Below are 21,917 nucleotides of genomic sequence, written 5' to 3'. Positions count from 1 at the left end.
GAGTTTCTAACCAAAACAACCTCCAGTATGAAAATTCACATTCGTACCCGCGCGGCTACTGTCCTCTACGCACTAATCTGGGCCTATTTCGGCGTCAACCACATGGTCCACGCAAAAGACATAGCCCCCATGGTACCAATACCAGGCGGCGCTTTCTGGGTTTTTATCACCGGTGTTGGAATGTTACTGGCCTGCATCGCCATCATTCTGAATAAGAAAGCAAAACTCGCCTGTTACCTGCTGGCCCTCATGCTCCTGATCTTCATCTTCGCCATCCATGTACCCGGCCTGATGAAGAACAGCCCCATGGCCCCCGCCAACCTGTTAAAGGATATCGGGCTTATGGCAGCAGCCATCGTAATTGGAAACGTCATCAATCATATTAAACAAATAGGGCAGTAGATAAAATCACTGCCCTATTTATTTTCGGACCATATCCTATGAAAAACCAAATCGAATGTACTTTGATTTGCGGGGCCTTGTTTGCCACATTTTGTAGTTGCCTTCTTTGGGTGCATAGTTGGAGGTTTTACCGCCATAGCCGGCAGTTTCAGCAGAGAAAACCCTACCGCTGGTACATTTCATTGTTCAATTTGATATTTGATCTTTATTTTCGTCACCCCGGGGCGAAATCCCCCGTACCTCAACCTGTTTAAATTATGAGAAGCATGTACAAATCGCTGCCGGTATGGCTTACCGGCCTTTCTTTACTGGCAGTTACCGCACAACCCGCGCTGGCACAGGAAAAAAAAGAACTCACTTTCGACCAGATCTTTACCCGTCCGGTGAGCATTACAGAAAACCTGCCCGTTGTTCGTGGCTGGGCAGACAAAGAGCATTACATTGAATCCCGCGCAGGGCAAATGCTTTCCGTAGATGCCAAAACCGGCAAAACGGCTCCTTATGTGCAACCACCCGCAACCGGCAACACTGTGAGCATAAAGAACAATGATATCTATATACAAAGACCCAACGGCGGAGAAGAGATCAGGCTCACCAGCAATGATGACATTGAAAAGAACCCAACCCTTTCCCCCGATGAAAAATATGTGGCCTTCACCCGCAAGAACAATCTCTTTGCCATAGAAGTAGCCACCAAAAAAGAGATCCAATACACAACAGATGGCTCCGATGTGATCTACAACGGTTGGGCATCCTGGGTTTATTATGAAGAGATCTTAGGCCGCGCCTCCCGTTATCGTGCATTCTGGTGGAGCCCGGACAGCCGCAGACTAGCCTTCATGCGTTTTGATGATTCCAAAGTACCCGTATTCCCTATCTATAGTGAAGTAGGTCAGCATGGCTTCCTGGAAAACACCCGTTATCCAAAAGCCGGAGATACTAATCCGGAAGTGAAACTGGCCATCGTTCCTGTAACCGGCGGCAACATCACCTGGGCTGACTTCAACTCAAAGGACGATCAGTATTTCGGCACCCCATTCTGGTCTCCTGATGGCAGCGCACTTTGGGCACAATGGATGCCAAGAGAGCAAAACGACCTGATCGTTTATGCCATCAACACAGAAAACGGCAGTAAGAAAATAGTCTACGAAGAAAAACAAAAGACCTGGGTGGACTGGTTCACGGATATCTATTTCCTGGCCAACAACAAAGGTTTCATTGTGAAAAGTGATAAATCCGGCTGGGATCATCTCTATCTCCATAATATGGACGGCAGCTTTAAAAAGCAGCTCACCAATGGCAACTGGCGGGTAAAAGACGTTTTGCAGGTAGACGAAAAGAAACAAACCGTTTACTTCACTGCCCGCAAAGAAGCCACCACCCGTTTTGATCTCTATAAAGTAGGTATCAACGGAGGAGAACCACAACGCCTCACTTTTGGTGAATTCTCCCACGATGTAAGGCTGTCACCAGATGGCGGAGACTATTTCATTACCACTTACAGCAACCTCACCACCCCACCTAAAATGACTTTATTAAACGATAAAGGCAAAGTGGTACGTGAACTGGGAAATGCACATGGCGCTGCTTACGATACTTACAAACTGGCTAAAACTGAACTAAAAACCTACAAAACCCGTGATGGCCTTGAATTACCATTAACCATCATGTGGCCGCTGAACATGGAACCCGGTAAAAAATACCCCGTTCTGATCAGTATCTATGGTGGTCCGGATGCCGGAACCGTATATGATACCTGGAAAGCAGGGCTCGCAGCACAATGGTATGCAAAAGAAGGACTCATCCAGGTGGCCATAGATAACCGCGCAGCAGGGCATTTGGGCAAAGTTGGGATGAACTACATCCACCGCCAGCTGGGTAAATATGAAACCGAAGATTATATGGATGCCACCAAATGGCTCATCAGCCAGCCTGGGGTAGATGCTTCCAAAGTTTGCATCACGGGAGGAAGTTATGGTGGTTATATGACCTGCATGGCACTCACTTATGGCGCTGAAGTCTTCACCCATGGCATGGCCAACTTCTCTGTAACCGACTGGGCACTGTACGACAGTCATTATACAGAACGTTTCATGGATACCCCGGCAGACAATCCCGAGGGTTACAAGATCACCAATGTGATGACCCATGCCGCCAAATACAAAGGGCTGCTGCGGATCGTGCATGGCACCATGGATGATAACGTACACCTCCAAAACACCATCCAGCTGGTAAATAAACTGGAAGACCTCGGAAAACACTTCGAAATGATGGTTTATCCCGGTGAACGTCATGGATGGGGAGGAGCAAAAGGCACCCATTCCCGGAATGAATCTTACCGTTTCGTGTATGAGAACCTGTTAGGCAAACCATTACCTGCCCTTTTCAAAGGAACGAACTGATCAAAAGCTTATAAAACGACAAAGGCCACCGAATGATCGGTGGCCTTTGTCGTTTATTCAATGATATAGGGGCAAAAAAACAGGGCTGCAAGAATACAGCCCCGAAAAATTTTAACCATATCTTTATTGAAAAACCTGTTACGAATTTCCATAATTTAGAGATAACACTAATCTGCAAACTAGCGAACGCTATATTATTTCTGGTAAACGTTTAGAAAACCCCCTTAAACGATTCGGTAAGAAGTGATTATTTGCCCTAAATCAGGCCGCAAGATAAGTTTATATAGAGGGATCAGAGACTTGTAGAAATGAATAACGGCGGTAAGAGTACCGCCGTTGTAATAATTTTAACCATATCCTATGAAAAACCTGAACCAAAGATAGGGTGGTTTTAATGCCTTGCAACCCTGTTTCCGTGAACGTAGCATAATTGTTCGTGAAGCATAGAAAAAGGGCTTTTTGCAGATACATTATTATTATTTTTAAATTAAATTATTCTTCCCTACGCAATCCTATGGCCGTTTTTAACCGGTCTATCTGGTTGCAGGAGCACAATTTCCTTCTCATCCCCTACCACGCCCAATACCAGGCACTCTGAGAAAAAATTAGCGATCTGTTTCACCGGAAAATTAACCACCGCCACCACCTGCCGGCCAATCAGTTCTTCCGGCTGATATAACTTTGTAATTTGTGCCGAAGAACGCTTAACCCCAATCCCAGGGCCGAAATCCACCTCCAATTGGTAAGCAGGATTACGCGCTTTTTCAAAAACCTGTGCTGTGAGTACTGTGCCCACATGCATATGCACCTTCTCAAAATCATTCCATGTAATTGTTTCCATGCAATAAATATTTAATAGAGGGAAAATAACACTTTAGGGGGAGAAATCCGGGGCTTAGGGGCAAAAAAATAGGGCAGTTAGAAAACCGCCCTCAATATTTTTAACCATATCCTATGAAAAACCTTAACAAAGATAGGCAGCGGTTCCATATCCGGTTCCGGCTTTCCGTAAAAGACAGGTTTTATCTCGTAAACGTCTTAAAAAAAGTGCTGTTAACATCGATTTAACCAACCGATTTCACCCTTTAAATCCTAGTGAGTTGGTGCATTAGGTGCGGTACCCATAATAGCATCGATCTCCTTCATCAACTCTGGCGTCAATTGCGGATAGATCTCCAGCGCTTTCAGGTTCTCCGTCAGCTGTGTCTCTTTGGTAGCTCCCAAAATAGCGGAAGTCACATGCGGGTTTTTGATCACCCAGGCTATTGAAAGCGTAGCCAGACTGGTACCCAGTTTATCTGATACCGTCTGCAATTTCGCCACCCTCGCCAGGTTAGCATCCAGTAAGTTCCTGTTTTTCAACCACTCATACCCTTGCAACCCTAAACGGGAACCTTCAGGGATACCATTATTATACTTGCCGGTTAAGATACCGGAAGCCAGTGGACTGAAGATCGTATTGCCTAATCCCACCGTTTCATAAATACGGGCGTATTCCAGCTCTACTTTCTCCCTTCTGAACAAATTGTACTCAGGTTGTTCCACAACCGGCCCAATGAGGTTATTTTGCTTCGCAATCATGTGTGCCTCCATGATCTCTGATGCCGCCCACTCCGAAGTACCCCAATAAAGGATCTTTCCCTGCTGGATCAGGATGTTCATCGTCCACACCACTTCTTCTACCGGAACATTCCTGTCCGGACGGTGGCAATAGAAAATATCCAGGTAACTCAGCTGTAAACGCTCCAGCGCTTCATGGCATGCCTCTGTTAAGTGCTTGCGGCTCAGGCCTGTCTGATTCGGTTTATTGTTTTCCCCTCTCCAGCCAAAATAAGCTTTGCTGGAAACGGTATAAGAACTACGGTCCCAGTTCTTTTTCTGCAACACCCTGCCCATCATCTTCTCAGACTCTCCCAGGGCATAGATCTCTGCATTGTCAAAAAAGTTGATCCCATTGTCATAAGCAACTCCCATCAGCCGGTCAGACAATGAATCGTCTACCTGTCCGTGAAAGGTTACCCAGCTGCCAAAGGACAGTACGCTGAGTTGTAATCCGGATTTACCAAGTCTTCTATATTCCATGATGTGTTTTTGTAGGTATCAAAAATAAATATTCATTAGCCTATTTGGAAGCCCTGAAAAATAATACTTTGGCATGGTTGTTGAAAGTTTAGGGCAGGAAATTTTAGGTTAAAAAATAGGTTAAAGCAAAAGAACCCGGTCAAATGACCGGGTTCTTTTGTTATAGTAAGTTCTGTTAGCCAATTATTCAAGGTTCATCATGCTATCCTGGGGAGAAACCACGCCATCCACATCAAAGAAGTTGACCGCGGAAAAGTCCTGGTTCGCATTCATCCCAATGCTATAGATAGTATCCCCCGGTCTGGCCACCCGGCAAAACCTATCCGTCACAAAAAGGGCTTTCTTGGGATCCCATCTCAGGTCTTTGCAATCCAGGCGCTGCAACGTTTTCAGGTCAAGGAACACCACACTGTCCCGGAGATACATTTCATTTTCCCCGTCTATCAGTTTGCCGTATTTGGCAGTAAGCACACTCGTAATCGTAAGCGAATCACTGTAGAAAACAACTTTCAGGCCCTGCGGAAACTCTGTGTAAGGCGGCGTGGCCATGTGCCTTTCCATGTAAGCGGAAGTAAGTACTCCTTTCACATGGGCCGTTTGGCTCATAATGGTTTCAATATCATAAGCCTGCTCCACACCCACTTTGCTCTTGTCAAATGCCCTCACTGCATTCATGTCGTTTTCACAACTACAGAATACCAGTACAATGGCCAGGATGGAAAGGAGCAGCTTCATGTGGCTTAGTCGTATTTCGTCTTAATAAACCAACGATCGCTCAATGTGAAGCCCAGCGTAAGTTTATAGTATGTTTCTTTCAATGCTACGTTCGCATCTCCGCGGGTGCCCACTTCAAAAGCAGCATTGATCATGGAGAACTGGTTAAAGGCCGGCATGATCCTTCTGATCGGGAAACCTGCACCAATAGAGAAGCCCATTTGGTTCATGCTCTTATTAGCCAGTTTGATATAATCCTTGCCATAAAATCCACCGAGGCGGTAAGTTACCTTATTCCAATAGCCGGTAAAAGATTGGGCATTAGGAACAAACTGACCACCTACATTCACTTTCCAGCTATTCTGTGTGGAATCCGGCGCATCGTAGTTACGATACTTGCTCCATTGGGAAGTATTAAAGTCAACACCAAAGGCGAATTTGTCAACCTTTGTGATCATGATACCACCACCCAGTTGCTGCGGGTAAACGATCTGACCATTCACGCCTCGTTTATATTCAACGGTATCCTGTGTATCATATTCATCAGAGGCTGCATCGTAGAACAAGGTTTCGCGCATGGTTTCCCTGCGGGCCGTGAGCTTTTGCTCAAAGCTTCCGCTTGCCCCGATAGACAATTCCACATCTTTGCTCAGATCAATGGTCTGTTGCAGACCCAGGCTGTAAAAGAAGCTGCCATAACTGGTACGGCGATTGTGCCTGGAAGGAAGGATCGTAGAAGTAACCGGATATAATTCTTTGGTGCTGTTATTCACGTTCCCAAAAAGATAACCCACGTTCACCCCTACGCTGAAACCACCAAAACCAATACCGGTACCAACATAAACCTGGTACACACCGCCACTTCCTTCATATTGATGGATCACGTTCACTGTATCCGGGTTGGCATCCGGGAAAAAGATCTTCTGTTCTCCTTCTGCAATATTGTAATTCACCCGGCTCATAGGACGCAAACCGATGTTCATGCCCCATTTTTTACCTAAGGGTAAACCCAGCTGCAGGTAACTCAGCGTACCAAAACCAGCGCGGGAGTTATTATCCTTATTAGCGAGGCGGCGCACACCACCATTCAGTCCGATATCGAACGTAACGAGCTGAAGATGAGCATAACTGGCCGGATTGAGAAAGTTTACTGACTGGGCATCGGCATAAGCCTGCGCAACACCTCCCATACCAAGATTGACGGCATTTTCCGAACGGGAAAGCTCGCCTAAACCGAAGCGCGAGTAAGGTGAATTATCCTGAGCGGCAGCATTCCTTGCGGAAAGTACACAAACGCCAAACAGGCAAAAGAAGCTAGCTTTTGTCCAATACATTGAGTTCTACGATTGAATTTAAACCTTTATACATTAAATACGGGCTTGCAAATATCTTCTTTTTAAGGCGGGAAGCAAAAAAATCCAAATTACCCCCTGTTAAAAGCACGTTAAAGTTCCGGTACCTTGTCCCGTAAGATGCAATCATACCGGCCATTTCCGCCAATGCACCCTCCTGAACACCACTTAAAATACTTTGCCGGGTATTAAAACCCACAAAAGCATATTGCGTACTGGCTTTGATAAGGGGCAATTTGTCCGTAAACGTATGCAGGGCGCGGAACCGCATGTCTATTCCAGGGCTTATTCCACCACCCAGGAACTCCCCGGACCTGTTCAGGAAATTATAGGTAATGGCGGACCCTGCACCAATAATAAGGTTGTGTTTGCCGGGGAAAATGGCCCATGCACCACAGGCCAGCGCAATCCTGTCCACTCCCAGCGTTTCCGGCTTTTCATAGACCAGTTTGATGGGCAATGGGGTGGAATGATCCAGTTTAAGGAAGGAAGTTTGTTCCGAAAGCAGCGTTTCCAGCTCCTCCGGATGATCTACCACGGAAGAAAGTATGGCCGCTTGGGGATGATATTGATCCAGTGCATCACGAACATCCTGCACAAGGTTGGATTCAGAAAAAAACAGTTCCTGCTGTAATTCCCCATTTAGCATCACACCACATTTCAGGCGGGAATTACCCAGGTCCAGACAAAAAACACATCCGTTCATGGCGCCAAGTTAGAAATTATCTACGGATAAATCCCGGAAGTGGCCGTTCAGTTTCACCCGGTCCTTCAGTCTTTCCATCTCCGTCATCAGCGGGATCACCTTCAGAAGATGACGTTTGAGGTATTCCAGCCGTTGCAGTTCCTTGAAAAGATGCAGCACTTCATATTCCTCCTGCAAAGAAAGTCCCGCATGATGTGCCAGGTCATAAGCCCGCAGGGTTTCGTCTGAACGGGCAAAAGATTTATTTACCTGTAAGAGCTGATGTAATTCCCTTACCGCCAGCAATACCTGCTTGCGCAGCAATACATTACTACGTTCCTCATTATCAGGGTAATTCACAATAGCCCCGGCATATAACTTATTCGGTAATTCCCTGACCACTTCCAGTATCCGGAAAACACGGATCCCCCGGGTCTGAATATCTAATTCGCCATTATCATATTTCTTCTCCACATTGATCACTTCCACCAGGGTCCCAAATTCACTCACTTTCTTATCTATCACCGCCGGAATACCAAAGGGTTTTTTCTCCGCTATACATTCCGAGATCAGTTGCTTATAGCGGGGTTCAAATATGTGCAGGTTCAGCTGTTCTTCCGGGTACACCACAATGCCTAATGGAAATATGGGAATAAAGTTGGTCATACTGCTAAAATACATTTTTTGGTTAAAATCCTTTACGGCTGTTATCTTTGTCCGCAATGCCAAACATCCTCTTCGATTGCGAAAGAATGAAATACCCGCACACGGGCCTATACGCTTTTTGCCATGAACTGGGAGCAGCCCTATTACAACAGGCACAGGCCGATGAACGGTTCGTTTATTACATGCCACCAAAACTGGGTAAACATTTCGGCGCAAATGCAGGATATATCTGGCAAAGATCTTTACATAAATTTTACTTCCGTCAGAAAGAAAAGATAGACGTATGGCATACTACTTACCAGTCTTCTCCCTACAAACCTGGTAAAAAAGGTACCCCTCGTATATTAACGATCCACGATCTCAATTTCTTACATGAACAGAAGTCCAAAGAGAAAGAAAAGAAATACCTCGCGGCCGTACAACGCAGTGTGGATGAAGCAGATCAGTTAGTGGCCATCTCTCAGTTTGCCATGGCAGAAACACTGCGATATGTGAATACAAAAAACAAACCTTTCCATGTGATCTATAATGGCGCCACCGTACAGGAATTTCCTGGTTTTGACGCACCCCGGGAAAGACCTTCCAGGCCATTCCTTTTTGCTATGGGCACCGTGTTACCGAAAAAGAACTTTCATGTATTGCCCTGTCTTGTAAAAGACCAGAACATGGAATTGATCATTGCCGGTAATATCAACGAAGCCTATCGTGATAAGATCTTAGCAGAAGCCAGGCAACATCGTGTATTGGATCAGGTAAAGATCATTGGCCCCATCACAGAAGAAGAAAAATACTGGTACCTGAAAAATTGCACCGCTTTCGTTTTCCCTTCACTGGCAGAAGGTTTTGGCCTGCCCGTGATAGAAGCCATGCATTTCGGCAAACCCGTTTTCCTGTCGGACAGAACGAGCCTGCCTGAAATAGGCGGCGATGCAGCTTATTACTTTTATGATTTTGATCCGGGGTATATGCAGGAAGTATTGAAAGAAGGTTTAGCGCATTTCAGGGATACGCAAAAAGCACAGGCCGTAAGGGAACATGCTGCACAATTTTCCTGGGATAAAGCAGCCGCTGCTTATATGCAGCGCTACCGGGAATTATATTGACTTGTAATTCTTGTAATCAAATAACCGCACCCCAAAAGTTTTCTCTACCCAATACAACACCCTGCCTTTCAGATTCTTGAAATTCTTCTGGCTGATGTCGTGATCAAATTGCCAGTTCCGCATCTTAATACGTTCCTGCATCAATGCAGGATGTTGGCCGGTAAAGCGTTCCAGGGAATCTACCAGTTCTGAGTAATCAAATACTTCTGTTACTTTTTCCACTTTGTTCAGCACCTCCTGTTCATTGCCTTTATACATTTTGGCGGAGTTCCTGATCTTTGCCCGCTGCTCTTCCGGGTTCTTCACCCAGCCATAGTGATGCATCCATGCCTTCACCGGTTTCACCTGCAGCTTACGGTCTCCCAACCGGAAACCCTGTGCATCTTTATAAGAGCGGATACGTTTATCGTTACGGATGATGCGGATCTCTTTTTGATACCAGGTGCGGGAATCTCCTACGTAATCATAGCTGCCGTAAAAATGGCGATAGTTGAACAGCAGGCCTTCCACTCTCTGATCATCCTTATACTGCTCCATCGCAGCACGGATAGCCGGATAATCATCTTCATGCACTACTTCATCTGCCTGGATATAAAAAGCCCAGGTGGTGTCTTCACTTACATGGTCAAGGGCTTTATTCGTTTCTACAGATAAGATCAGCCCACCTTCTTTCAGGCTATCATCCCAAACAGAATGAAAGATGCGGATCTTGGGAGAGCCAATAGACTCGATCAGCTCCAGTGTACCATCATCCGAATTCCCCACACTCACCACTACTTCATCGCATAGTGGCAGAATAGAGCGGATCGCTTCTGTTACCGGATAATCGTACTTGATGGCATTCCTCACGAAGGTGAATCCTGTTACTTTCATAGTTGCAAAGATGTGGAAAATCATCGATACATTTGTTTCATGTACGCGCAATTACTCCCCCGCCTGTTATCAGGTGATATTAAAACATTGGCGCGCTGCATCTCACTAGTAGAGAATGAAGCGCCGGGATATGCCCGTTTGCTGGAAGAACTTCCCGCAGAAGGGCATACACGCGTAGTGGGTATAACAGGACCGCCTGGTGCAGGAAAAAGTACCCTGGTGAATGCACTCATATCTGCCCTCCTGGAACAGCAAAAACGTATAGCCATTATTGCGGTAGATCCTTCTTCCCCTTTTAATTTCGGCGCTTTGCTGGGAGACCGTATCCGCATGAGTGAACACTTCTCCAATCCGGATGTATTTATCCGCTCCATGGCAAGCCGTGGTGCCCTTGGAGGTCTCAGTCCAAAGATCCTGGAAGTAAGTGATCTTGTGAAGGCCGCCGGTTTTGATTACCTGTTTATTGAAACAGTAGGCGTAGGCCAAAGCGAAGTGGAAATTGCCGGTATTGCAGATACCACCGTAGTAGTAATTGTACCGGAAGCAGGAGATGAGATCCAGACCATGAAAGCCGGCTTAATGGAGATAGCGAATATCTTCGCAGTGAATAAAGCAGACCGTCCCAAAGCAGATGAATTCGTAAAGAACCTCCGCCTCCTGGCACATACCAAAAGAACAGATGAATGGGAAACACCCGTCATCAAAACAGTGGCTATACAGCAACAGGGAATTCCTGAACTCATTAAAGCACTGGATGATCACACAGATCAGATCCATGGAAACAAACAACGCAAAGCCCTCTTACTGGCAGAAAAAGCGTATCAGCTCATTCAGCATCGCCGCATGCAGGATGTAGATAAACAAGCGCTGTATAAAGAAGTGCAACAGCTGATGGAAAGCCCGGGGTTCAATTTATATAAGATCGTGCAGCAGTATGCTTAAATCAAAGGAGCTTCTTTTTTCATCATCCAACCAGAGATCATCCAGGAGATGGTGCAGGCAAATAGCAGTGGCAATATGCCTTCTCCCTGCCACGTACATTCAAGCGCAAAAACAATCGCCGTAAGCCATCCGCGTGTAACACCTGCAAACAATGCAGCCATCCCCACCATCGCTGCCAGTGGAGGATTCAAAGGAGTACCGGGAAACACAAGTTGTATTAATAATGCGATCAGGATGCCCAACGCAGCACCAATAGAAATGATCGGTAATACAATTCCCCCATTGGTACGTGTACCCAACACAAACAGGATCAGTATAAATTTGATCATACTAAAAGAGATCAGCAAAGAGAGCGTTACTTTACCCTGCAACATCATCGCAGTTTGCTCTATACCATTGCCTAAGATCTCCGGAGCATACATTCCTGCAACCCCTACAGCCAGAGCACTTGCAACAGGCCATGCCCAACCTTTTGCAAATGATCGCAGCTGTTGCACAACAAATACAAGCAGTGCCGCACTCAATCCTGTAATCACACCGATCAATGCATATAAGCCAATAGCAGCAGGAGATGGAAAACTACCGGCAGGAAGAACAAAGAAAGGCCCCATCCCAAAATACAACATGTGTATCGCTGCACCAGTAAGGGCCGCAAGACCAATGAAACCGATCCTGTGAAGAATGAATTTCTTATACAGCAGTTCACTTACTAATATGATAGCAGCGAAAGGTGTTCCAAACATACCTGCAAAGCCAGCTGCAACACCTGCTGTGATCAGCAGTTCATGATGCTTACCTATCAACACACCGAAGTTCATGGCAACTCCTTCAGGCCCTAAAGGAATACCACTGCCAATATTCAACACACTGCTTAAAGGCGAAAGGAATTTCCATTTACGCAACAACAGTACACCAGCTAACACACCTGCCACCGGCAATATGATAGCAGTTATATCCAGGTTATGATAAATTGGAGAGACGGGTGCAACAGACCACTCGTTGAAATACAATACATTACTCATCAAACGAACAAGCAACAAGGCCCCAACTGCCACAATACCGCAGCTTACAGACAAAATAAATACACGCATCACCATATACAACACTCGTTCTATGGGCACTTGCATGTACTGCGATGATGACACGCAATCCGCTACTGGCAAGCCTTTACGATTGAATAAAGAAGTGAAGTATTTCAACTTACAGTGTTTTACCGGTTCGCAAACTTTGCTTTCAAACATTGTAAATATAATACATGATAATGGGTAATCAGTCTGAGATCAGATTGTTAGCCTTGTTTTAATGTATGAAAAATCCCCGCAATCGCAGTGTCACAAACAATTTTGTGTGTTTTATTTTCGTTAAGAAAACAGCATGAATGTGCTATAAGCGGCGGTATAAATGTTTCGTAATTTCGACGCCTTCCATCGAAAGCCCACCAATTATTTCACACAGAAACCATAAAACAGATACGGAGAATAAACATGACAAAGGAATCTACCTTTAATCCTGAACATCAGGCAGACAATACTGCGAGCAAGGTAGTAGCAGCACTGGAAAGACTATCAGAAGCTTTTCGTGTGTTGCTCTGGCATGAAGCTAAACAACACGGCCTCAGCCCCATACAGGTTCAGATCTTAACTTTCCTCCTGCATTATCCAGACAAGCTAAAGACAGTTACGCATCTTGCATCGCATTTCAACATGACGAAAGCAACGATCAGTGATGCTATTAAGACATTGGAATCTAAGGAACTATTGAAACGGAAAGCGGACGCTTATGATAACCGCAGTCATACCTTGCTGCTTACAAAAGCAGGCAAGGGTATTGCTAAGAAAGTCGAGAAGTTTGCACATCGGATGCAAGAATCTGTGAATGCCATAACGCCTGAAAAACAGGCCAGCCTGCTGGAGCAACTACTGGGTCTCATATACGACCTGAACCGCACACTTGTTATCACGCCACAACGCATGTGCTTCAATTGCCAGTTCTACGAAAAGAAAGGGAAAACGCAGCATCATTGCCATCTTATCAGCTTGCCGTTGAAAGCCGGAGAGCTTCGGGTAGATTGTCCGGAGTTTGAAAGTAAAGAAGACGACGAGTAAGATCAGTCTGCTCTTTGGCTACGCCACCAGCGATAGCCCAGGAAGGCCATCAACGCCAAAGGTGTGAACGCGAGCATAAGAATGCCGTTGTTCAACCCCTTTGCAGGGCCTTCTCCTAATTGCTGTGCCGTTTTGGTGCAGAGGGAACACTGTGCCAGCAAGTCACTGCAAGGCAGCAACAGCGCAACGATCATTATAAGGAATAACAGCTTTTTCACTATACTAAATTAAGGTAATTCCTTACTAAAGAAACTGATATAGATCAGGAATAATAAGGAGAGATCATAATGTACACGATCACACCTGTAACCGCCACATAGAACCAGATAGGCCAGGTGATCCGCGCAATCCTGCGATGGCGTACATTATCATCCTGGAAAGCACGGAGCAGTGTAAAAAGCACCAAAGGCACAATGATCACGGCCAGCACAATATGCGTTAACAGCAGGAAATAATAGATATAGCGCACATTCGCCACCATCGCAATTTCAGCACTATCCACAATGCCATTATGGTCAACGTCCCCAAACTTGGTACTGTCTGTGAGGAAGTGATAAGTAACGTAAGACAGCAGGAAGATCACAGAAAGCCCCACCGCAGAAAGGTTCGCCCACTTGTGTGCAGTCCGCTGCCCGTTTTTGATAAACACCAGGCTCGCCACCAGTAATACAGCCGTAGCAGAATTCAGCACCGCATGAAAGAAAGGCATGATCTTCACATCAAAACCCGCTTCAATATCAGGCTTCGGTATGATAAACAGCACAGCTACCAGCACAGGGATCACAATAGAAACGATCGCTATCGGTATATTCAGGTTCTTATTCTTCAAACTCATAATTCTTATTTAATCTAATCGCCAGAGGAAAAGAGCCGTTTCAGCAGACCCGGTTTCTTTTTGTCTTTAGCAATATGTAAAACAGCAATGTCATTCACCATCCTTCGTATATCATTTGTATCCAGCCCGTTGTAGTATCCACGGATATAACGGTCCTTATCTATCACTACAAATTTCTCTGTATGGATAAAATCATCCGGCCCACCATTCCCTTGTACGGCGTTCACAAAAAACTCATTCCGTGCCAGGTCATAGATCTCTTTTTTATCCCCGGTGAGTAACCACCAGTTCTTGGGATCTATTGTATACTTGTCTGCATACTTTTTCAGTGATTGCACCGTATCCCTTTCAGGATCTACACTCAAAGAAAGTATCTGCACCAGGTCCTCATTCTTTTTAAAAGCGGCCTGCACCATTTTCAGATGTGTGGTAAGGGTAGGGCAGATCTGCGGGCAACTCGTAAAAAAGAAACTCACGATCCTGATCTTACCTTCACTGTCTTTCATATGCACCGGCTCCCCCAGTTGGTTAGTGAGGGTAAAATCCTTCACCTGGTGATACACCGTATCATAAGTGGTTTTCCCATCTTTCACAATAGTATCCACTCTTTCCGCAATAAGGAAAGGAGGAACATGCACAATGTTCTTACCATAATGATCCACGATCAGGTATCCTGCCAGTGGTACTAAGATGGCCAACGCAACGCCGAGTAATGCTTTCCTGGAAATGATAGTAGATTTTAAAATGTTATAAAAGCAAAAATGTAAAAGTGAGCTCTATCAACGGGGATGGAATCACTTTTACATTTCGCAATATTTGAGCTAAGTCTTATTAATGATGTGCTGGCGCGTGTGCCGGAGCCTCTACTTTCGCAGGTGTACCAGGAGCGAGGTTCTTCCTCATATTCTTCCAGGAATCACCATCCATCAGGAAGGCAATAATGAACCATACGAACAGCAACAGCGGAAATAATACCGTCATGATCAGGTTCTTTACCTCACTGCCCAGGTGCATAAATTCCGCAACGATATAAAATGCTTTCAGCAGCGTGAGGAGAATAAATATCGAATTCAGGAAAAGCTTGCTGGGGAAGCCGGTTTCCAGATGCAGGAAAGCCAGGGCTACTTCCACAGAAGTAATAACTAACAGGATCCAGAACACTCTCCAGATTTTCTTTACGGCTGGGTCTTTCCCGTTTTCGGTTGCAGAATGTGTATGCGCCATGATCTGTAAATTCTTTCTTTATATTAATACGTTCAATTCAAGTTAATCGTCCTGTTCTTACAGCAGGTAGAAGCAGGTGAATACAAATACCCAAACCAGGTCAACAAAGTGCCAGTAGAGCCCTACTTTCTCCACCATTTCATAGTGGCCACGATGTTGGTAAGTACCTTTCAATACATTGATCAGTACAATGATATTCAGCACCACACCAGATGTTACGTGTAAACCGTGGAAACCGGTGATGGTAAAGAAAAAGTCTGTGAAGTTAGTAGACAGTGGTGCAGAACCATCATGATTAGGGAACGGATTCCTTCCCCACCAGGCGCCTACTTCATGTAAGTGCGTCCACTCCCAGGCCTGGCAGCTCAGGAACATGATACCACCAATGATAGTGAGGATCAGCCATCTTGCTGTTGCTTTCTGGTCCATATGATGACCGGCATGTACTGCCAGTACCATGGTAACGGAACTCATGATCAGGATGAAGGTCATCAAGCTCACAAATACCAGCGGCAGGTTTGCATGCCCCATTAAAGGGAATGAATGGAACACTACGTTAGGATCAGGCCAGGCTTGTGCCATGAATCTTTGGGTGCCGTAAGATATCAGCAATGCGCCGAATGTAAAGGCATCCGAGATCAGGAAATACCACATCATCAACTTGCCATAGCTCACACTGAAGGGCGAATGCCCACCGCTCCACCATTTTTTCTTCGCTGTTACTGCGTTATCCATTTGTACGAATTATGAATTTTATTTTTCTAAACAGTATCTTAATTATCTGGCAAGGCTGAAAAAGATCAGCAGGTAAATCCAAAGCCCGTCTACAAAATGCCAGTATGTAGCGGCTACTTCTATCGGCACAGGACTGTAAGTTCTGATCCTTGTTCTGTAAGCCCTCGCAAACATGATCACCAAAACTACCACACCACCCAGTACGTGCAGAATGTGCGCGCCCACGATCACATAAATGAAAGAGGCTGAAACCGTAGTATCGAGTGCAAGGCCATGGTTCTTCATGTCTGTAAAACCAATGATCTGGCAAACGGCAAACGCTATTCCCAGTAAGGCCGTTAACGTGATCAGCTGTTTATAACTGCTCATGTTACGTGCTTTGAACTGGCGCAACGCTAAGTGAATGGTCAAACTGCTGGTGAGGATCACTGCGGTAGACACCCAGAAGATGCCCGGCAGATTAAAGCTCAGCCAGTTAGCCTGTGCCCGTTTCACAACGTATGCGCTGGTGAATCCTATGAACATCATCGTGATGCTGGCCATAGCTATCCACATGGAATACTTGTGCGGATGTATCTTATTTTTTGATGCGCTCATTGTAATCATTTCCCTCACAAATTTACTTTATCAAACAATAACCCCAGCAATATCACCGCCAGGTAAATGTATGATCCAAACATCAGCTTGCGGGCAGACGGTACATCACATTTCCTGTACAGCTCAATGGCACGATACAAATAAAATCCGCCGATCAGGATGGCAATCGCCGCAGAAATAGGACCAGTTATCTTCAACAGGTAAGGTGCTACTCCCGCAGGGATCAGTAAAGTGGCATACATCGCGGATTGCAATGCGATCATTTTACCCGGCCCCCTGTCTGTTGGCATCAGTTTGAAACCAGCCCTTGTATAGTCCGTATGCGCTACCCAGGCTATTGCCCAGAAGTGCGGAAACTGCCATAGGAACTGTATCGCAAACAAAGCCCATCCACCTTCGGAAAAACTGTTTGCTCCGGCCACCCAGCCGATCAATGGAGGTAAAGCACCAGGAATGGCACCTACCAGCACTGCGAGTGAATTCCATTTCTTCCAGGGTGTGTATACAAAACCATATAACACCAGGGAAGCCAAACTCACACCGGCTGCCAGCCAGTTAAAACCAAAACCCAGGATCGCAATACCAGCCACACCTGTTACCAGGGCCACAACACTGGCTTCTGATACAGACAACCTACCAGCCGGTATAGGCCTCGTGGCCGTACGGGCCATCAGTTTGTCTGTTTCTTTTTCCAGTATCTGGTTGATGGTATTGGCAGAACCGGATACCAGTATGCCACCAGCAAATAATAAAAGAACTTTTATCAGATCAAATCCCACACCAGGCACCAGTAAATACGCAACCACACAGGAGAATACAACCATGAATGTGAGTGTGAATTTCATCATCATGAAGTAATCCCTTACTCTACTCGCAATGGCGTATGATACCGACAACTTTATGGAATTTTCTTGCAACATTTTATTTCATCACAGTTCTACTTCTCAAATTCCTTCATTAGTGCTTAGACTCGTCAGGCGATACAGGAACGGTTTGCGGAATGAAATCCTTACCATCTTTACTGTAATCGTAAGCCCAACGGTGAACTTCCGGAATTTCGCCAGGCCAGTTACCGTGACCGGGGTTGATCGGAGTCGTCCACTCAAGGGTAGTAGCTTCCCACGGATTTGGTGTGGTCAGTTTACGGCCTTTGAAGATGCTATAGAAGAAGTTGAATACAAATAATAATTGGGTAGCAAATACAATGATCACCACAAAGCTGATGAATTCATTCAGTCCACCGAACATGTTGAATGATTGCCAGTTAGAGTAATCAAAGTAACGGCGTGGCATACCAGCCATACCCATGTAGTGCATTGGCCAGAAGATCAGGTAAGCACCCACCAGCGTGATCCAGAAGTGGATGAAGCCCAGTGTTTGGTTCATATATCTGCCATACAGTTTAGGGAACCAATGATAGATACCAGCGAACATACCGAAGAATGCAGATACACCCATTACAATGTGGAAGTGTGCAATTACAAACATCGTATCGTGCAGGTGAATATCGATCGCAGAGTTACCTAACCAGATACCTGTCAAACCACCAGAGATGAACGTGCTCACAAAACCGATAGAGAACAGGGAAGCAGGTGTGAACCTGATATTTCCCCTCCAGATCGTAGTGATCCAGTTAAACACCTTGATAGCAGAAGGTACCGCGATCAGTAATGTTAAGAGTACAAAGAAGGCCCCCAAGAAAGGATTCAATCCCGTTACGAACATATGGTGCGCCCATACCAGGAAGGCCAGCAAAGTGATCGCAAAGATAGAACCCACCATCGCCAGGTAACCGAAGATCGGCTTCCGGGAACTAACAGCAAGGATCTCAGATACGATACCCATCGCCGGGAGGATAATGATATATACCTCAGGGTGACCAAGGAACCAGAATAAGTGTTGATAGAGGATAGCAGAACCACCTTCGTTAGGCAATACTTTACCCGCTACAAAAATTTCACTCAGGTAGAAGCTGGTACCACCATGACGGTCGAACAGCAACAGTACGAAACCACTCAGCAACACTGGGAAAGACAATACACCAAGCACAGCCGTGAAGAAGAACGCCCAGATAGTAAGCGGCATCTTGGTCATGCTCATGCCTTTCGTACGCATGTTCAGGATAGTGGAAATATAGTTAAGGGAACCTAACAGGGATGATACAACGAAGATCGCCATACTCATCAGCCAGAGGTCCATACCAATTTTAGAACCAATAGAAGCATCGCCCAATGCACTCAATGGAGGATAAGACGTCCATCCACCGGAAGCAGGACCTGTTTGCACAAACAGTGAACTCATCATCAGACAGCTGGCCAGGAAGAAGAACCAGTAGCTGAGCATGTTCATAAAAGGAGAAGCCATGTCACGCGCACCTACCTGCAGAGGAATAAGCAAGTTCGAGAACGTACCGCTAAGGCCCGCTGTTAATACAAAGAATACCAGGATGGTACCGTGCATCGTCACCAGCGCATAATATGCTTCTGCGGTGATCCTGCCGCCTTCGGCCCAATGACCCAGGATGCTTTCCAACCAGGGGAAAGTAGCATCAGGGTAACCCAGTTGCAAACGGAACAATACAGAGAAAAATGCACCAATGATGGCCCAGATGATACCGGTAATGAGGAATTGCTTTGCAATCATCTTATGGTCCATGCTGAAAACATACTTCGAGATGAATGTTTCCTCATGATGATGGTCGTGGCCATCATGGCCATTACCATGCCCATGCTCCACACCGTGATGCATTAAATCCTGATTGTGCAATGTTGCTTCGTTACTCATAATAAGTTCTGTTTATGATCAGCCGGCAAACGGGGCAGGTCCCCGGCTATTTCTTTAATTTTTTACTCCTTCTAAAAATCTAAGATCCTTCACAAATTAATGCGCCAGCGCTACTGTTTTCGTTGAATCCACAGCCGGAGCAACAGGTGCAACAGGTTTCGCAGCCGGAGCCGGATGTGCCTGTGCAAACTGTGTAGGCTGTTGCGCCAGCCACGCATCATATTCCGCCTGTGTTTCTACAACAATCACCGCTCTCATGGAATAGTGACCGCTGCCACACATCTGATCGCAGGACAGTTCATATACGAAATCAGGATTCCCTGATTGCTTCTTCATTTCAGCAGTTGTGATCGTTGGTGTGAACCAGAGTGTAGTAGGAATACCTGGCACCGCGTCCATTTTCAGGCGGAAGTGAGACAAACCTACATCATGCACCACGTCGCGGGATCCAATGATCAGCTTCACGTTCTTATTTACTACCACATGCAGTTCACCCGCAATCGCATCATCCGTGTTCAGACTGTCTGCCCAATCCTGACCAACAGGATTCATAGCTTTATCGATCAGCTTAAAGTTCTTACGGCCAAGCTGCCCGTCTTTACCCGGATAACGTACGATCCATTCAAACTGAGAACCGGTTACTTCCACGATCATCGCATCCTTTGGTGCTTCTGAAGTGATACGCAACCAGTGACGGATACCAAAAGCCACCAGCACGGTGAGCACAATGGCAGGGATCACTGTCCAGATCAACTCCAGTTTATTATTATGCGGGAAGTAGAAAGCCTTGCGGCCATCTTTTTCCTGGTATTTAAATGCGAACCAGAACAGCAATATTTGTGTGATCACAAACACGATAATGGTAATGATGAAAGTTACCCTGATCAGATCGTCAATACCTTCTCCCTGTTTGGACGCGGATTTACCCAACATCCTGCCTTCGAAAAGATCATGACACCACCACACCCCAATCAATCCTAATACCAGGAATACGACCATCAGGAAACCGTTAATGCGGTTGGATTGCTCGCGCGATTTCTTTTCACCTTTCAGAATGGACACATATTCGCTAGCCTTCGCAATCTGGAAGATCACGACGAATATGAGAACAACTACTAAAACTGCTAAAAATCCTGACATTGCTATGAATAATAATTAAGTTATCTAATGCTATACGTTCATTCTTCTTGTGCCACGCCACGCATCAGGTGTGGTGTACGATACTTTCCTTCAGGTACGGGTGGTTCTTTGGAGCCAGTGGCGCTTTTGCCAGTTGATTACCGGTGATCCAGATGATCAAACCCACAAAACCAAGACCAAGACCCAATTCATACCATGGGAAATTCAATTCGTGTACAGTGCCTGGCATTACCATCTGGAAGAAATCCAGCCAGTGACCAAAGATGATCACACCTGCCATAAAAGCAACCATAGTATTGTTACGCTTCGGATCACGTTTCATTAATATTAACAGCGGCGCAACGAAGTTGATGATCAGGTTCAGGAAGAAAATAGGCCTGAACGGACCCCAAACACGCGGCTGGAAGTAGATCGTTTCTTCGGGCATGTTCGCATACCAGATCAGCATGTACTGAGAGAACCAGAGGTAAGCCCAGAAAATGCTGAACGCAAACATGAATTTACCCAGGTCATGTAAATGCTCTTCACTTACATAAGTAAGATGACCTTTTGATTTCAGATATATTACGAACAATGCGATCAGGGACATACCGGATACAAACGTACTGGCAAATGTATACCAGCTGTACATAGTAGAGAACCAATGCGCATCAATGCTCATTAACCAGATCCATGGTGTAGTAGAACCAACAGACAATGCAAATACAACAATGAAACCAGCACACCATACTGTGTTCCTCCAGAGAAGGCGTTTGCCTGCATCTCCATCCATCGTCCAGGTATCTTCTTCCAGAGACATCTTACGCAGCTTGATCGTTAACGCAGACCATAAACCGATCGTGATAACGGAAGCAATAGAAACGAAAGAAGCATTCAGGAAAGGAGATTTATTCTCCAGGATCACATCGCCATGCGGAGTGAGCCAATGGTAGATGTGACCTTTGTGACCGAAGATCAGAAAACCTAACACCACCAGCAGGATAGCACCCAGAACAGGAACAGCCATAGAGATCGCTTCAGGAACTCTCCTGAAACCAAGCTGCCAGCCACCATGTGCCAGTGTGGTTACACCAATGAAGAAAGTACTGGCCAGTGCTATCAGCAAAAAGTAAGTGCTGTTTTGCAATATGCCAGCCCAGAAGCGGGTAGCTCCATGCTCATCATTGAAAACAAATAATCCGATCAATAAAGTCAGCAAGCCAATGCCCAAAAGCACGAAGCTGGTCGTTTTTAATCTTGCTGGTACTACAAATTGGTCCTTCATTACTGTTGTATA

Annotated in this window: 23 protein-coding genes; 5 read left to right on the top strand and 18 right to left on the bottom strand. The window is 45.7% G+C overall.

The genetic code is table 11. The features are described 5' to 3' along the window. Nucleotides 1-27: 27 nt before the first annotated feature. Nucleotides 28-402, top strand: coding sequence for a DoxX family protein (locus GFS24_RS16810; protein ID WP_153661246.1), 375 nt, complete (start codon nucleotides 28-30; stop codon nucleotides 400-402). Between the two features lie 266 nt (nucleotides 403-668). After that, nucleotides 669-2,804 carry a S9 family peptidase gene (locus GFS24_RS16805; protein WP_153661244.1) on the top strand — a complete coding sequence of 712 codons (2,136 nt, stop codon included), beginning with the start codon at nucleotides 669-671 and terminating at the stop codon, nucleotides 2,802-2,804. A gap of 502 nt (nucleotides 2,805-3,306) precedes the next feature. Here GFS24_RS16805 and GFS24_RS16800 read toward each other — a convergent pair. The 6 genes from GFS24_RS16800 to GFS24_RS16775 all read right to left on the bottom strand — a co-directional run bounded on the left by GFS24_RS16800 (nucleotide 3,307) and on the right by GFS24_RS16775 (nucleotide 8,303). Further along, a complete protein-coding gene (locus GFS24_RS16800) occupies nucleotides 3,307-3,645 on the bottom strand; it encodes a tRNA-binding protein (RefSeq protein WP_153661242.1) in 339 nt (112 codons plus the stop codon). A 251-nt stretch (nucleotides 3,646-3,896) separates the two neighbouring features. Further along, nucleotides 3,897-4,886, bottom strand: a complete 990-nt coding sequence (locus tag GFS24_RS16795; protein WP_153661240.1) for an aldo/keto reductase — start codon at nucleotides 4,884-4,886, stop codon at nucleotides 3,897-3,899. A 183-nt stretch (nucleotides 4,887-5,069) separates the two neighbouring features. Further along, nucleotides 5,070-5,621 (bottom strand): LPS export ABC transporter periplasmic protein LptC, encoded by a 552-nt coding sequence (gene lptC, locus GFS24_RS16790; protein WP_153661238.1) that lies wholly within the window; start codon nucleotides 5,619-5,621, stop codon nucleotides 5,070-5,072. A gap of 5 nt (nucleotides 5,622-5,626) precedes the next feature. Then, entirely contained in the window at nucleotides 5,627-6,934 is a 1,308-nt protein-coding gene (locus GFS24_RS16785; RefSeq protein WP_153661236.1) for a hypothetical protein, read from the bottom strand. Then, nucleotides 6,915-7,658: a type III pantothenate kinase gene (locus tag GFS24_RS16780; protein WP_153661234.1), complete on the bottom strand. Its 744-nt coding sequence runs from the start codon at nucleotides 7,656-7,658 to the stop codon at nucleotides 6,915-6,917. Before GFS24_RS16780 ends, GFS24_RS16785 begins: the two co-directional genes overlap by 20 nt. Nucleotides 7,659-7,667: 9 nt before the next feature. Next, a complete protein-coding gene (locus tag GFS24_RS16775; RefSeq protein WP_153661233.1) occupies nucleotides 7,668-8,303 on the bottom strand; it encodes an LON peptidase substrate-binding domain-containing protein in 636 nt (211 codons plus the stop codon). 56 nt (nucleotides 8,304-8,359) lie between these two features. On the opposite strand from GFS24_RS16775, the gene GFS24_RS16770 reads away from it, so the two are divergent. After that, nucleotides 8,360-9,406 (top strand): glycosyltransferase family 1 protein, encoded by a 1,047-nt coding sequence (locus GFS24_RS16770; RefSeq protein ID WP_153661231.1) that lies wholly within the window; start codon nucleotides 8,360-8,362, stop codon nucleotides 9,404-9,406. On the opposite strand, the gene GFS24_RS16765 is transcribed toward GFS24_RS16770, so the two are convergent. Continuing rightward, nucleotides 9,398-10,279 (bottom strand): glycosyltransferase family 2 protein, encoded by an 882-nt coding sequence (locus GFS24_RS16765; protein WP_153661229.1) that lies wholly within the window; start codon nucleotides 10,277-10,279, stop codon nucleotides 9,398-9,400. The genes GFS24_RS16770 and GFS24_RS16765 overlap by 9 nt on opposite strands. Before the next feature lie 39 nt (nucleotides 10,280-10,318). Between GFS24_RS16765 and meaB the strand changes: the two genes are divergently transcribed. Next, entirely contained in the window at nucleotides 10,319-11,221 is a 903-nt protein-coding gene (meaB, locus tag GFS24_RS16760; RefSeq protein ID WP_153661227.1) for a methylmalonyl Co-A mutase-associated GTPase MeaB, read from the top strand. Here meaB and GFS24_RS16755 read toward each other — a convergent pair. Beyond that, nucleotides 11,218-12,420: a chloride channel protein gene (locus GFS24_RS16755; RefSeq protein WP_173003104.1), complete on the bottom strand. Its 1,203-nt coding sequence runs from the start codon at nucleotides 12,418-12,420 to the stop codon at nucleotides 11,218-11,220. The two genes, meaB and GFS24_RS16755, sit on opposite strands and share 4 nt — an antisense overlap. A 285-nt stretch (nucleotides 12,421-12,705) precedes the next feature. Between GFS24_RS16755 and GFS24_RS16750 the strand changes: the two genes are divergently transcribed. Then, nucleotides 12,706-13,326 (top strand): MarR family winged helix-turn-helix transcriptional regulator, encoded by a 621-nt coding sequence (locus GFS24_RS16750; protein WP_153661223.1) that lies wholly within the window; start codon nucleotides 12,706-12,708, stop codon nucleotides 13,324-13,326. Nucleotides 13,327-13,328: 2 nt separating this feature from the next. Here GFS24_RS16750 and GFS24_RS16745 read toward each other — a convergent pair whose 3' ends face one another. From GFS24_RS16745 to GFS24_RS16700, 10 genes are all read right to left on the bottom strand, one after another. Continuing rightward, nucleotides 13,329-13,544 (bottom strand): hypothetical protein, encoded by a 216-nt coding sequence (locus tag GFS24_RS16745; RefSeq protein WP_371730952.1) that lies wholly within the window; start codon nucleotides 13,542-13,544, stop codon nucleotides 13,329-13,331. A 44-nt stretch (nucleotides 13,545-13,588) separates the two neighbouring features. Beyond that, nucleotides 13,589-14,161 carry a DUF420 domain-containing protein gene (locus GFS24_RS16740; RefSeq protein ID WP_153661221.1) on the bottom strand — a complete coding sequence of 191 codons (573 nt, stop codon included), beginning with the start codon at nucleotides 14,159-14,161 and terminating at the stop codon, nucleotides 13,589-13,591. Nucleotides 14,162-14,175: 14 nt separating this feature from the next. Further along, nucleotides 14,176-14,859 carry an SCO family protein gene (locus GFS24_RS16735; protein WP_153661219.1) on the bottom strand — a complete coding sequence of 228 codons (684 nt, stop codon included), beginning with the start codon at nucleotides 14,857-14,859 and terminating at the stop codon, nucleotides 14,176-14,178. 133 nt (nucleotides 14,860-14,992) lie between these two features. After that, the gene (locus GFS24_RS16730; RefSeq protein ID WP_153661217.1) at nucleotides 14,993-15,385 is read right to left on the bottom strand and encodes a cytochrome C oxidase subunit IV family protein; all 393 of its coding nucleotides are present in this window, start codon (nucleotides 15,383-15,385) and stop codon (nucleotides 14,993-14,995) included. A 57-nt stretch (nucleotides 15,386-15,442) separates the two neighbouring features. Then, nucleotides 15,443-16,120, bottom strand: coding sequence for a cytochrome c oxidase subunit 3 (locus GFS24_RS16725; protein ID WP_153661215.1), 678 nt, complete (start codon nucleotides 16,118-16,120; stop codon nucleotides 15,443-15,445). 42 nt (nucleotides 16,121-16,162) lie between these two features. Next, nucleotides 16,163-16,717, bottom strand: coding sequence for a cytochrome c oxidase subunit 3 (locus GFS24_RS16720; protein ID WP_253906500.1), 555 nt, complete (start codon nucleotides 16,715-16,717; stop codon nucleotides 16,163-16,165). A gap of 14 nt (nucleotides 16,718-16,731) precedes the next feature. Further along, nucleotides 16,732-17,613, bottom strand: a complete 882-nt coding sequence (gene cyoE, locus GFS24_RS16715) for a heme o synthase (protein WP_253906499.1) — start codon at nucleotides 17,611-17,613, stop codon at nucleotides 16,732-16,734. Nucleotides 17,614-17,674: 61 nt separating this feature from the next. Then, a complete protein-coding gene (locus GFS24_RS16710; RefSeq protein WP_153661209.1) occupies nucleotides 17,675-19,501 on the bottom strand; it encodes a cbb3-type cytochrome c oxidase subunit I in 1,827 nt (608 codons plus the stop codon). Between the two features lie 96 nt (nucleotides 19,502-19,597). Then, complete coding sequence (locus GFS24_RS16705; RefSeq protein ID WP_153661207.1) at nucleotides 19,598-20,641, bottom strand: cytochrome c oxidase subunit II; 1,044 nt, start codon at nucleotides 20,639-20,641, stop codon at nucleotides 19,598-19,600. A 64-nt stretch (nucleotides 20,642-20,705) separates the two neighbouring features. Continuing rightward, nucleotides 20,706-21,905: a quinol:cytochrome C oxidoreductase gene (locus GFS24_RS16700; protein WP_153661205.1), complete on the bottom strand. Its 1,200-nt coding sequence runs from the start codon at nucleotides 21,903-21,905 to the stop codon at nucleotides 20,706-20,708. Between the last annotated feature and the right edge of the window lie 12 nt (nucleotides 21,906-21,917).

This window comes from Chitinophaga sp. SYP-B3965, from assembly GCF_009647655.1.
Taxonomy (GTDB): Bacteria; Bacteroidota; Bacteroidia; order Chitinophagales; family Chitinophagaceae; genus Chitinophaga.
The sequence above is the reverse complement of the archived record's forward strand: the minus strand, read 5'-3'. Positions and strand labels throughout refer to the sequence as shown.

Bases quoted from the DNA above. Each gene is read 5' to 3' on its own strand.
- GFS24_RS16795 (WP_153661240.1), bottom strand. From the start codon at position 4,886: ATGGAATATAGAAGACTTGGTAAATCCGGATTACAACTCAGCGTACTG.
- GFS24_RS16770 (WP_153661231.1), top strand. From the start codon at position 8,360: ATGCCAAACATCCTCTTCGATTGCGAAAGAATGAAATACCCGCACACG.
- GFS24_RS16765 (WP_153661229.1), bottom strand. From the start codon at position 10,279: ATGAAAGTAACAGGATTCACCTTCGTGAGGAATGCCATCAAGTACGAT.
- GFS24_RS16810 (WP_153661246.1), top strand. From the start codon at position 28: ATGAAAATTCACATTCGTACCCGCGCGGCTACTGTCCTCTACGCACTA.
- GFS24_RS16800 (WP_153661242.1), bottom strand. From the start codon at position 3,645: ATGGAAACAATTACATGGAATGATTTTGAGAAGGTGCATATGCATGTG.
- GFS24_RS16720 (WP_253906500.1), bottom strand. From the start codon at position 16,717: ATGAGCGCATCAAAAAATAAGATACATCCGCACAAGTATTCCATGTGG.
- GFS24_RS16750 (WP_153661223.1), top strand. From the start codon at position 12,706: ATGACAAAGGAATCTACCTTTAATCCTGAACATCAGGCAGACAATACT.
- GFS24_RS16780 (WP_153661234.1), bottom strand. From the start codon at position 7,658: ATGAACGGATGTGTTTTTTGTCTGGACCTGGGTAATTCCCGCCTGAAA.
- GFS24_RS16785 (WP_153661236.1), bottom strand. From the start codon at position 6,934: ATGTATTGGACAAAAGCTAGCTTCTTTTGCCTGTTTGGCGTTTGTGTA.
- GFS24_RS16740 (WP_153661221.1), bottom strand. From the start codon at position 14,161: ATGAGTTTGAAGAATAAGAACCTGAATATACCGATAGCGATCGTTTCT.
- GFS24_RS16775 (WP_153661233.1), bottom strand. From the start codon at position 8,303: ATGACCAACTTTATTCCCATATTTCCATTAGGCATTGTGGTGTACCCG.
- GFS24_RS16705 (WP_153661207.1), bottom strand. From the start codon at position 20,641: ATGTCAGGATTTTTAGCAGTTTTAGTAGTTGTTCTCATATTCGTCGTG.
- GFS24_RS16725 (WP_153661215.1), bottom strand. From the start codon at position 16,120: ATGGATAACGCAGTAACAGCGAAGAAAAAATGGTGGAGCGGTGGGCAT.
- GFS24_RS16710 (WP_153661209.1), bottom strand. From the start codon at position 19,501: ATGAGTAACGAAGCAACATTGCACAATCAGGATTTAATGCATCACGGT.
- lptC (WP_153661238.1), bottom strand. From the start codon at position 5,621: ATGAAGCTGCTCCTTTCCATCCTGGCCATTGTACTGGTATTCTGTAGT.
- GFS24_RS16730 (WP_153661217.1), bottom strand. From the start codon at position 15,385: ATGGCGCATACACATTCTGCAACCGAAAACGGGAAAGACCCAGCCGTA.
- GFS24_RS16700 (WP_153661205.1), bottom strand. From the start codon at position 21,905: ATGAAGGACCAATTTGTAGTACCAGCAAGATTAAAAACGACCAGCTTC.
- GFS24_RS16805 (WP_153661244.1), top strand. From the start codon at position 669: ATGTACAAATCGCTGCCGGTATGGCTTACCGGCCTTTCTTTACTGGCA.
- meaB (WP_153661227.1), top strand. From the start codon at position 10,319: ATGTACGCGCAATTACTCCCCCGCCTGTTATCAGGTGATATTAAAACA.